Below are 1036 nucleotides of genomic sequence, written 5' to 3' on the forward strand. Positions count from 1 at the left end.
GTGATGCGCGTGGCATTGCCGATTTTGACGCGCTCCAGCGCGCCCCGCCGCATCAGTCGATTGACCGTGGTGCGGCTTATCCCTGCATCTTGGGCAATCTGCTCAACCCGATAGAGACGGGGAGAGGCGGAATCGTTCGTCATCGCAGTTTCTCCTTTTTTGCGCCCGAGCGTGTCCGGGGGCGCCCTGAAGAACCTGCATGATTCCCGGCGACGGCGACAAAAGGAGAGTTTTCACCAGATTTGGGTTTGTTTTTCTCCTTAGCCTTCGACAGGGCGCGCGCTCTGGCTTTCTTCGCTTGGGACTCAAGGCTCCGGTCCAGGCCAAAAAGCCGCTCGATATCGAACAAGAATGCGTTGTAATCGCCGCTTTTTTCTCCAGTATCGCCATTCGTTCCAGGAGCGGCATTCCGTCCCGTTAGATCCTCGTAAGAACGACGAGCATACTCAGCCAGTATTTGCCGAAAAACTGAACCGGGATTTTGTGCTCGGTGCTCTGTGAGGTGACCCAGAGCGGTTCCGGTTACTGAAGATATTTTCTCATTCAGGCTGGCAACTTCTTTTGCAGTGTTGTGAATTTCATCAAAAAGGTCTAGCCGACCATCAATAATCATCGGATATTCCGGTATGGCCTGAACCGCCAAAAGCAAATCATTAGCCGCTTTGCGATATGCCTTGATCGTTCGTATCGCCGCAGTCTTATCCTGCGTGCGCTTTCCATTCCCTGGCTTCATATTCGACCAGTAGTCCAAAATGGCAGCGTGCTTTTCCAGCATGTCTTCGGAGGTATCGGCCCTACAGTATTTGCGAAGCACGCTGAGTAGACGATGTCGCATACCCATGAGCGCGTTATCCGACCAATCATGCGCCATTAGGGCATCTCCTTCTGTTTTCTGCTCATGGCCGCCGCCATTGGGTTTCTTCACGACAGCATCTCCTCAATCGCCGCAACGCGCCGATCTATCTCGCTCCCGACCCACTCCATGGCCATCGCATAATCGCTGGGCCTGAGCGGGTCATCCAGCAGTGCCGCCCGG

2 protein-coding genes are annotated in these 1036 nt (G+C 54.4%); both read right to left on the bottom strand.

What is annotated here, in order from left to right:
- On the bottom strand, positions 1 to 143 hold a 143-nt coding region (locus tag HLH36_RS19465), incomplete at its 3' end, for a helix-turn-helix domain-containing protein (RefSeq protein WP_182987924.1).
- On the bottom strand, positions 140 to 925 hold the full coding sequence (locus HLH36_RS19470) for a hypothetical protein (protein ID WP_182987925.1): 786 nt from the start codon (positions 923 to 925) through the stop codon (positions 140 to 142). The genes HLH36_RS19465 and HLH36_RS19470, both read right to left, overlap by 4 nt.
- Positions 926 to 1036: the final 111 nt, after the last annotated feature.

Origin of the sequence: Gluconacetobacter aggeris (assembly GCF_014174395.1) — a bacterium.
GTDB classification, from domain to species: domain Bacteria; phylum Pseudomonadota; class Alphaproteobacteria; order Acetobacterales; family Acetobacteraceae; genus Gluconacetobacter; species Gluconacetobacter aggeris.